The 8979-nt window shown below is 56.2% G+C and carries 9 protein-coding genes; 3 read left to right on the forward strand and 6 right to left on the reverse strand.

The features are described from left to right. Window positions 1-755 precede the first annotated feature (755 nt). Entirely contained in the window at window positions 756-1022 is a 267-nt protein-coding gene (gene minE / locus MFF58_RS30535; RefSeq protein WP_238293915.1) for a cell division topological specificity factor MinE, read from the reverse strand. Beyond that, window positions 1019-1834, reverse strand: a complete 816-nt coding sequence (minD, locus tag MFF58_RS30540) for a septum site-determining protein MinD (protein ID WP_238293917.1) — start codon at window positions 1832-1834, stop codon at window positions 1019-1021. Before minD ends, minE begins: the two co-directional genes overlap by 4 nt. Before the next feature lie 875 nt (window positions 1835-2709). Between minD and MFF58_RS30545 the strand changes: the two genes are divergently transcribed. From MFF58_RS30545 to MFF58_RS30555, 3 genes are all read left to right on the forward strand, one after another. After that, complete coding sequence (locus MFF58_RS30545) at window positions 2710-3156, forward strand: PRC-barrel domain-containing protein (protein ID WP_238293919.1); 447 nt, start codon at window positions 2710-2712, stop codon at window positions 3154-3156. A 502-nt stretch (window positions 3157-3658) separates the two neighbouring features. Beyond that, window positions 3659-4057 carry an acyl-CoA thioesterase gene (locus MFF58_RS30550; RefSeq protein WP_238293920.1) on the forward strand — a complete coding sequence of 133 codons (399 nt, stop codon included), beginning with the start codon at window positions 3659-3661 and terminating at the stop codon, window positions 4055-4057. Window positions 4058-4219: 162 nt separating this feature from the next. Continuing rightward, a complete protein-coding gene (locus MFF58_RS30555; RefSeq protein WP_238293923.1) occupies window positions 4220-4444 on the forward strand; it encodes a hypothetical protein in 225 nt (74 codons plus the stop codon). Between the two features lie 20 nt (window positions 4445-4464). On the opposite strand, the gene MFF58_RS30560 is transcribed toward MFF58_RS30555, so the two are convergent. The 4 genes from MFF58_RS30560 to MFF58_RS30575 all read right to left on the reverse strand — a co-directional run. After that, window positions 4465-4911 (reverse strand): DUF4399 domain-containing protein, encoded by a 447-nt coding sequence (locus MFF58_RS30560; protein WP_373323417.1) that lies wholly within the window; start codon window positions 4909-4911, stop codon window positions 4465-4467. Continuing rightward, complete coding sequence (locus MFF58_RS30565) at window positions 4908-6524, reverse strand: SUMF1/EgtB/PvdO family nonheme iron enzyme (protein ID WP_238293924.1); 1617 nt, start codon at window positions 6522-6524, stop codon at window positions 4908-4910. Before MFF58_RS30565 ends, MFF58_RS30560 begins: the two co-directional genes overlap by 4 nt. 559 nt (window positions 6525-7083) lie before the next feature. After that, window positions 7084-8412, reverse strand: coding sequence for an MFS transporter (locus tag MFF58_RS30570; protein ID WP_238293926.1), 1329 nt, complete (start codon window positions 8410-8412; stop codon window positions 7084-7086). A 430-nt stretch (window positions 8413-8842) separates the two neighbouring features. Continuing rightward, a partial coding sequence (locus tag MFF58_RS30575) for an integrase core domain-containing protein (protein WP_238293930.1) occupies window positions 8843-8979 on the reverse strand: 137 nt, incomplete at its 5' end.

The raw sequence follows: 8979 nt of genomic DNA on the forward strand, positions 1-8979 counted from the left end.
GCCTTGGGGTGGCGAACGCCCCAGGAATTCGCCTTGGCGGCGGCCCTGCAGGCTGCCGAATGAGACCCGGAAGCTCACCTTTCGGCCGGACCAAGATCCGGGGGACCCTCAATGCACCGGCCCTCTGCCATCCACGACTCACAAGAGATTTATTAATGGTCTTCCCATCGATTGTGGTTCCTCCACCGGGGAAGGCACCGCCTGCCTTTTAGGCGTGGCGAACGAACATAACGGTGAGTGCAGACACAGGGGTTCAGTGTCCAAGCGAACCGAGAGTGAATGCGTCGTTGCTACCATTTAACTGGGAGGAACAACGGATCACCCTGACAGCTTTCTCGATGGGTATGCGCGATACCTTCAAGCTCGATCCCGACGTCTAGTTCAACCATCGCTGGAGGCATCCGTGAAAGGCGCCCGCACTCGGGACTGGCATCGAAGAACGCCTACGGGACGCCATCACCGGCCATAATGTCGAATTATTTAGCAGGCGATACGAAACACCGACCCTGACGACGCTGGCGGACGCGATGAGCCGCTTTCCTCGCTACGGCATAGAAAGTGTATCGGTGGACGAACTCTCCGAAAAAGCCCAATCCGATGTCGCCTTTCCAACAGGTTGAGCATGAGTTGGACAATGTGAGCGAGCATTATCCAATGATTCAAGGCCATGCCGAAGTTGTAAATGATCGAAGCTGGATGCTTTCGCTCCTATCGCTCAGTTTGTGAGAACAATACGTCGCGGTTTTCACGAATCGCTAGGCAGCCGTTTTTCTATTGAAACCAGCAGGTAGTTCGATGCCGAGGTCTAGTGATTGGACGCCTTCGCGCCTTGCGACCCTGATCTGGACCTTATCAAGATCGATGACAACATGTTTGGCGATTACTGCGACAACCTCATCGCGAAGTGTGTCGATTAAGCGAGACCTGTCCATCTCGATACGCGCGTGAGCGATGGTAAGTTGTAGTCGCTCGCGAGCAATGGCGGCCGTGTGGCTCCGAGTGAATAGATTAAACAGCATCATGCCGCCCTCCGGCTAAAGATTCTTCCTAGAAGCGACTTTCTTTCAGTGGAATGCGTCATCGACACTGTTTCACCGAGCAGACGACGCGCAGCATCGGTATAAGCACGGGCGGGGGCGCAGAGCGGGTTGCTGAGTGTGATCGGGCAGCCAACATTCGAAGCGCGTAGGATCTCCTGACTGTCAGGAACGATCGCAAGCAGCGGGAGTGAGAGGATCTCAAGCACATCCTCAAGCTTCAACATGTCGCCACGTGCAGCACGGGCAGGATCGTAGCGGGTGAGAATCAGGTGCTTGTCGACACTCTCGCCCTTCTCAGCGCGCACCGTCTTCGAGTCGAGTAAGCCGATAATCCGGTCAGAATCGCGGACCGACGAGACCTCCGGATTTGTGACCACAACCGCCATGTCGGCATGTCGCATCGCAAGTTGAGCACCACGTTCGATGCCGGCCGGGCTGTCGCAAACGACCCAATCGAATTTCTCGCGTAGTTCCATTATTACCTGGCACACGCCCTCATCGGTAAGCGCATCCTTGTCGCGCGTCTGCGAGGCCGGCAGGATGTGGAGCAGCGGAAGGCGCTTATCGCGGATCAGCGCTTGCACTAACTTCGCGTCGCCGTTCACCACGTTGATCAAGTCGTAGACGACCCGGCGCTCGGCACCCATAACGAGATCAAGGTTACGTAAGCCCACGTCGAAGTCGACGACGCACACTCTTTGGCCGGCCTGAGCGAGCGCTGCTCCGAGGGAAGCGGTGGTGGTCGTTTTGCCGACGCCGCCCTTTCCGGAGGTCGCCACGAGAACCGTGGACATAAGCGCTCCCCTTTAAAGACAAGCTGAGGACGGAGCAGCAGGCGTCACCGCACAGCGGCGTCGAAGCGAGCCGGTCGAGGAACCCTGAACTTGAGCGAACCACGGTTAACAAAACCTTAAAATGCAGCGATCTTGAATGTTCGCGCGGCCCTTCGAGGGAATTTTCTCAACAATCTGGACATCATCTATCAGCACGGTGTTTTAATTCCGCGAATTGCTTGATAGCGTTCGTCACATATACAGTCATGTGCCGATCGTCGCCGGCTGCAATGCAGTAAAGTAATAATAAAATAGCAGCTACTATACAATAATTTTAGATTGAAAGTCGAGCCATCCTCGGTGAACCCGCTAGTGCTCTGACGCCGACAAAACGTACACAAGGCAGCGCCTTTTCGGAAGCCACAGCAGTAGGTTAGTGGATAGGCAGGTGGTGCGTTCGTCGGCGTCTGTGCACTAGCCGCGACGGATAGCGGCCTTGTTCCGAAAGCCCAGCCAAGTAGGCATGGCGGGGGGGGGCCGACAGCGGTTCACAGGATGCGTCGAGCGGCGTTTTCCGGAGCAGTCCTGGCATTGCTTACTGGCGCTCCGCTGGCCTGGGCAGGCAATCTGGTCTCCATGTCTGTCAGGTATGATGGACGATGGGCCATTGAGGCGACGACGGTAAGCGGAGCGTGCCCGGCAACGCTGAGAGGGGGATGAGATCGGCCGGGGCACGTGGCACACACAGGACGGTAGCCTGCTGACTTGTAGCGGTAGCTGGACCGCTCACCGGGGTGCCAGGGGCGCTGTGGTCAAGCTGATGCACGGCGCCGGAACTCGCCACCGTGAGCAGGATTCCTCCAACAGTAAGAACCTCGCTGTCGGAGCTTGCTGCCATGATGGACACCCAAAACATCGGCGTTGACGCACAGAGCGAGGCCGTAAGGGCAGGCAACCTTATAGCCAGTGATAAGGTCGAAGGAACCGAAGTTAAGCTAAGCGGATCAAGCCCAATTGGCATTATCAAGAGGCTAATGATCGATAAGCCCTCCGGTCGCATAGTCTATGCCGTGATCCGCCTGACATCATCTTCAGATCAATCCGCTAACGAGCGCGCTGTTCCTTGGAAGGTTCTGACATACAGTACAGAGCGACGTGCTTACATGATTGACAGCACCTATGAACAAATGAGATCTGGGCCGGTTTATCCAACAACAACCAGCGATCCGACATTCAGTCCGGAGTGGGAAGAGCACGTACACAACTACTTCAACACAGAGCCTTACTGGAACTCAGAAACTGACCGTGGCACCGATGTGCCCTTCGGCAAGAAGAAGACCTGAGACATAACTTGATGCGCCATGGAGCGATGTCCGCTGCAATCCTGTTGACTCTTATAGGTGTCCCGCTGAAGGCAGCAGGCAATTCTGTCTCCGTTCCAGCAAAGTATGATGGACGATGGACCATCGAGGCGACCACGAAGAGCGGAGTCTGCCCATCCACCCTGAGCCTCGAGATGGTTGTCGCACGAGGCGAGGCAAACGTTTCGTCCAACATCCTGTATTCCGTGAGTGGCGGGATCTCACAGGCTGGCTCTGTCCGAGGAACCATCTCGACGGCCGCAACGACGGCGCTCGTGACAGGAAGCGTCGAAGGGGATGAGGTCAACCGTGGCACATGGCGGACCCAGGAAGGGAGCTTGCTGACCTGCAGCGGAAGCTGGACTGCACACCGAGCGTGAGGCTCCACGAACCAAGATCTGGCTGAGCCGTTCGCCCACTACGGGGGCTCACCGCATGCTGACGTGGTCTTCTGGACGGCACCGTAGGACGGAGTGGGGCAGATATGGCCGACGAGATCCCGAACGTCCCTGGTGGTCCTCATCTACGCACCGTGGCGATGCCCCGGGACACCAACGCCTCTGGCGCTATCTTCGGAGGTTGGACCGTCTCCCAGATGGATCTCGCCGGCGGGACCTTTGTGGCTCAACGCGTCCAGGGTCGCTTCGTGACCGTCAGCATCGAGGCGATGCGGTTCCTTCGACCTATCTCGGTGGGCGACGAGGTCAGCGTTTACTGCACCCTTCAGGAGCAAGGCGAGACCTCCATAGCGGTCAAGATCGAGACCTGGGTGCGGGACCGATCCGGCACCAATCCGGAGAAGGTGACTGAAGGCGTGTTCACCTACGTGGCTCTGGACGAGGACGGAAAGCCCCGAAGTCTGGATGCCGCTGAGTCAGAGTAGGGCAGGGGGTAGGCCGATGCCGGTTGAGCGCGAACTCCACCTCCCGAAGGTGCCGAAAGCCGATCGAACGCGTGGCGAAATCCGTTTGGGAGACCAGCGTTGAGGGTGTCTGCGCCGCAGACTAAGTCCTGAACCGGAGCCGTTCCACGACGTTTGCACCTCATGGAACACGTTTTCTGTCGCATCATGATCAGTGCGCCGGAGTGCACGGTCAAAATCGAGTCTGACACTGAACGGAAAGCGGCGGAAGCAGCAGAGGCTATCCTGAGGCTTTCCAAGGGGAGAACTCAGGAAGTCACCATCGAAATAGAGTGCCTAGATGGCCCGGCAGGCAATCGCATCTTGAAATATCTCTCAGATTTGGCAGACGAACTGGAAGGCGTCTGAACCCTTTTATGCACCAGCGGTCAAAGAGCAGCATCTGCGTTTGAGCGTAGAACTCGGATATGGATGATTTTGCTAGAAACAACAGGCTTAAAGGGCTTGTGATTAGCATCTCCGAGCACCAACTGAAGCGTATGATTTCCTGGCGGCAATTCTAACTTTGTCTCTGTCTGGCCAGCCCCGAAGTGAAGATATTTCTTGTTCGAGGGCAAAGGCTCACTGGGATTGATAGGATCTGTCGCATCAACAAGAAGATGATGATGACCCATGTTCGGTGCCGTATCGCCCGCGTGAGTTACGCCCATGTTTTTAAGCCCGAACCGCACAGTTATTGGACTTCTGAGCTTTGCGCCGTCCCTTGGCGAAATTAGGTAAAGTTCCGCATCAGCAGGAGCAGGTGTTTGCGCATAGCTTGGGCTGCCTAGCAGCATAATTCCAGCAAAGCACATGTAACCGCTCAGCTTCTTCATCGGTCTCTCTCCCCGGTTCCGCTGATTGCTACTCGGAACCCATGTGTGGGGTAGCGAACACCACTATCGTAGTGTTCTCGGCTGCTGACTCTCACATCGTCTGGGTCACTAAGCCAAGACCCGCCCCTTAAGACGTGCTCTCGGCAGTTTGGAGTTGACCAGGATCCGGTCTTGGGCGCCCCATGATAGCTGCTATGCCAACAGTCTGAGACCCATTCGGAAACCCCACCACCCATGCCCTGTAAGCCGAAGGCATTTGGCGGCAGCAACTCGATCTGTATTGGCCTTTCGGGATCATGTGGCGTTCCGCATCCCCGACAATTAGCGTAGCCGGGAGACATCTGCGCACCCCACCAGAAGGCTGTGGCAGTTCCAGCGCGCGCTGCGAATTCCCACTCTGCTTCGCTCGGCAACCGATAAGGCTTTGAAGTCAACCTCGACAGCCAAGCGACATATTGCTGAATATCATTCCAGCTAACGTTAGTTACAGGAAGCTCACCGTCTCCACCAGGCCGATATCTGCAATCGTTTGCTGCAACACATGCTTGCCATTGGGCATTCGTGATAGGAATACGACTCAAGGCAAAAGGTGGAACAACAACCTGGTGCACTGGTTTTTCGGTGAAGTCCGAAGAACTTCCCATTCGAAACTCACCGCCGGGGAGATTGAGCATATCTGGGCAATCGGAGCAGTCGCGGGAACCCTTGGTTTGCGAGGACGGCTTCGCTTTTTGTAGGGGTGGTGGCGTGATCGCAGCCACCAGCCGAGGTTCTGAAACCGAGATTTGCGGGGGAGGAACTACTTGGATAGGGCTAGCGGTATCCGCTCGCGCTTCAGACGAAACAGCCTCAATGACTTTAGCCGATGGCGGCCGCGGCGGAACATCAGCCAGTGGAATATCGGTCTGCCGGGTTGTGACGGCCGTAACCGTCTGACCGGGCGTGGTGTTGCGGTTGGCATACCAGACGCCTACGCCAAAGGTCAGTGCGCAAGCACCGGCGAGTGGAACAGCGGTTCGTATCAATCGCTTAAGGCCGTGCTCTGCTTGCCCGACGGCAGACGGGTCGGGCAGAACTCGGTAAATTCGAACTGGGTCAGTTATATTCTTGAGTCGCTCATCGCCAAGAGACTGGTATCCGCAGACAAGTTTGTTCTTGATTTGCTCGTATACGCCTCCCGAGATGTTAACATCTCCCGGTTTAGCAGCTGTCTGTAGCCTCGCTGCGATGTTTACACCATCTCCAAATACATCATCGATTTCGAAGATGATATCACCGAGATTTATACCGATTCGGTATTGCAGCCAGTGATTTTTGTCCGAGACTGTCGAGTTTCGCGCAGCTATCGTTTGCTGGATTACAATCGCGCAACGGGTCGCTTCAAGCGGGCTATCAAAGACGGCCAGAAAGCCATCGCCCATGTGTTTGACGATTGAGCCGTTGTGCTCCGTAATTGTCGGATCAACAATGTCGCGTTTATAGCGCGTCAATCTAGCGTGCGTCCCTTCCTCGTCATGCCCCATCAGGCGACTATAGCCTGCGATATCGGCGGACATGATAGCAGCAAGACGGCGCGTGCTGGTGGAAGGGTGAGATGATATTTCTTTGATCATACGGGCCGACTTTCTGGATCACCAGATTTCGGAGGTGCCTTAAATCCTATTTTGCCATATTCATAATTATTGGAGCCGACCATATCAGTTTCGGACGTCGGAAGCCAATGGGCGAATGCCAGTCAGAAATTTCTTCGGCTTTTTGTAAAACGGAGATAAAACTTGGATAAGCATCAAACCCCATATCTATATCTACGGCTGTGAAAGTGAATCAACAAGCAACGTGAGCTTCTTACTGGTTTAATAAAAATTCAATAAATTTTTGAACTCTTGCTTTGACACTGCCGTATGAAGCATTAGCTGGAGAGTAGCTAGTCACGTGTGACCGAACGATCGCTCACTGGTCGGTTGGATGGCCGTCGAAATCGGGCGATGAACCTACGCGGAGCAGGCGCTATTGGCCGGGTGCCAAGCTGACCGGCAACTAACGATGCGGTGCCGGACTTGGGTTATTAGATAACACCCTCACTTCACTCGCATCTCAGGACCGGAAGTGGTCCAGCACGTTGGAAACGATGGTTGCGGTTCGCCCCATGTTGGAGCGACCCGCAGCCAAAGCTCACTCTGCCGGAGCTAAGCGGGCCGGTTCGACGGCCTCCAAATGCCTGCTGACCTTCAACGTCATCGCAACGATGCCGCCGGCCAAGGTGCATCCAGCTAACACCAGCAGGCCAGCAGAGAAGTTACCCGTCGCGTCTTTGAGGTAGCCCATGACGTAGGGTCCAGCGAAACCGGACAGGTTTCCGATCGCGTTGATCGCGGCGATGCCCGCTGCAGCCGAGGTCCCCGTCAAAAACGCGCTCGGGATGGGCCATAGAAGCGGTGGTGTGGCTGAGACCCCGATCTGGCTAAGGCAAAGCAGACCAAGCACTAGGATTGGCTCAGAGACCAGCGCCGCGCCCGCTACGCCAACTGCGGCTAGGATCATGGCGAAGCAGACGTGCTCTCGGCGCTTCAGAGTGCGATCAGAGTTGCGGCCCAGGAGGACCATGCCGACAGCGCCGAACACGAACGGCAATGCCGACAACAGGCCAGTCTGGAAGTTGCTGACCCCAAACCCCTTTACGATGGTGGGAAGGAAGAACGCCACTCCGTAGCTCGCTGCGTTCAAGCAGAAGTAGACGAAGGAACAGGCGAGCACCCGTGGGTCAGACATGGCTCTGGTGATACTGACATGCCCGGACTTGGTCTTCTGTTCCTGCTCTGTCGCGAGGCGTCCCTCGAGCCACGCCTTTTCATCGTCGGCGAGCCACGTCGCCATGGCTGGCCGATCCGTGAGATAGAGGATGACGCCGAGAGCCATGGCGATCGACGGCACAGCTTCCAGAATGAAGAGCCATTGCCAGCCGTCGAGACTGCCACCAGTGAGGTTCAGGAGTGCCCCCGAGACCGGCGCGCCGAGGATCGATGAGAAGGGAATGGCCAGCATGAACAGGGCAACGACGCGAGCGCGGTAGACCGAAGGAAACCATAGGGTCAGGTAGAAGATGATGCCGGGGAAGAAGCCCGCTTCGGCGATACCGAGCAAGAAGCGCAGGCTGAAGAACACCCACTCGTTCGAAATCCCTGTCGCCGAGGAAATCGGACGTATGAATGCGAACAGGCCGGAGATCACGCCCCAGCTGAGCATGATGCGGGCGATCCAAAGCCGTGCACCAAAACGGTCCAGAGCCAGGTTAGAGGGCACTTCGAGTAGAAAGTAGGAGAGGAAGAACAGCCCCGCTCCGAAGCCATAGGCGGCCTCGGACATGCCAAGAGCCGCATTCATCTGCAGCTTTGCAAACCCGACATTTACACGATCGAGGTAAGCAACAAAGTAGCAGACAAAGAGAAACGGCATCAGCCGCCACATCACTTTCCGAATAGTAATGCTCTCAATTTCGGCCATTGCGACCCCACTCCCGGCGCTTTGTAAATTTTTTATTGCAGATCTCGCTGCCGCAAGCCAAATCCATCAGATTAGGCCGAACAGCAAGCATCCTAAAACGGCCAAAGTCACTCCGCTCGCGATGAGCGTTCCCTCGGAGCTTTCAGAAAGAGGATTATGGACTCGAGTTTTGAAGCTCATGGCTGCCTCCCGCTCTACTGCTGAGAGTGCGCCGCTTGGAGGGCGATGTCACTGAGGAAATTGAAATAGAAGTACTGCTCAGGTTGCACATCAAGGCTTGACGTTCGCTAAGTGCGAAAGGCCGGATTGAACGGTCGGCATGTAGGTATTGGTGCCTCATGCGGACGGCATGTTGAGCCCAAAAGTGACACTCAGCCGGCGAAGAAGGCTTCTGACCTGACCGGTATTTTGGACCGGGCCAGTTGCGAGGCTACTGCATGGTCGCACCCATGGGTAGCCGGAAGGCCAGATCCGGAAAGCTGACAGGCGCGGGCGGTCGGTAGCCCAGCGACGAATGCGGCCGGACGCGGTTGTACGTGTTCTGCCAGTGACCTATCACGATCTGTG

It is taken from the genome of Methylobacterium longum, assembly GCF_022179385.1.
Taxonomy (GTDB): domain Bacteria; phylum Pseudomonadota; class Alphaproteobacteria; order Rhizobiales; family Beijerinckiaceae; genus Methylobacterium; species Methylobacterium longum.

Excerpts from the sequence above, each read along its gene's own strand:
- MFF58_RS30570 (WP_238293926.1), bottom strand. The coding sequence starts at position 8,412 with ATGGCCGAAATTGAGAGCATTACTATTCGGAAAGTGATGTGGCGGCTG.
- MFF58_RS30555 (WP_238293923.1), top strand. The coding sequence starts at position 4,220 with ATGGAACACGTTTTCTGTCGCATCATGATCAGTGCGCCGGAGTGCACG.
- minE (WP_238293915.1), bottom strand. The coding sequence starts at position 1,022 with ATGATGCTGTTTAATCTATTCACTCGGAGCCACACGGCCGCCATTGCT.
- MFF58_RS30545 (WP_238293919.1), top strand. The coding sequence starts at position 2,710 with ATGATGGACACCCAAAACATCGGCGTTGACGCACAGAGCGAGGCCGTA.
- minD (WP_238293917.1), bottom strand. The coding sequence starts at position 1,834 with ATGTCCACGGTTCTCGTGGCGACCTCCGGAAAGGGCGGCGTCGGCAAA.
- MFF58_RS30565 (WP_238293924.1), bottom strand. The coding sequence starts at position 6,524 with ATGATCAAAGAAATATCATCTCACCCTTCCACCAGCACGCGCCGTCTT.
- MFF58_RS30550 (WP_238293920.1), top strand. The coding sequence starts at position 3,659 with ATGGCCGACGAGATCCCGAACGTCCCTGGTGGTCCTCATCTACGCACC.
- MFF58_RS30560 (WP_373323417.1), bottom strand. The coding sequence starts at position 4,911 with ATGAAGAAGCTGAGCGGTTACATGTGCTTTGCTGGAATTATGCTGCTA.